Annotated in this window: 1 protein-coding gene; it reads left to right on the top strand. The window is 45.2% G+C overall.

What is annotated here, in order from left to right; translation table 11 throughout:
* The coding region (locus SB773_RS30555; RefSeq protein WP_410593967.1) for a phospholipase D-like domain-containing protein at positions 1 to 345 on the top strand (345 nt) is incomplete at both ends.

Here is a 345-nt window from a genome sequence, read left to right as displayed (position 1 = left end):
AGGGATGACCGCATTGGCGGTATTCTAAAGGATGTCTTGATACAAAAAGTAAAAGAAGGAGTAGTGGTCCGTTTTCTCTATGATGCGGTTGGTTCTTGGAAGCTCGCTCGCTCCTATATCGATGAACTGAAGGATGCTGGAGTCGAAATGGTCGCCTTTGGTCCGTTGCAGCTCCCTTTATTAAATAATAAATTCAACTTTCGTAACCACCGTAAAATAATTGTGATAGATGGCTCTGTCGGTTTCATGGGTGGCCTCAATATTGGGGATGAATATCTGGGACATGATCCGAAATTCGGTTCTTGGCGTGATACGCATCTTCTCGTAAAGGGGGAAGCGGTCAGG

The organism is Bacillus sp. SIMBA_074, assembly GCF_046534555.1.
Lineage (GTDB): Bacteria > Bacillota > Bacilli > Bacillales > Bacillaceae_G > Bacillus_A > Bacillus_A mycoides.
Note: the sequence above shows the minus strand (reverse complement) of the source record. Positions and strands in the feature narration are given on the sequence as shown.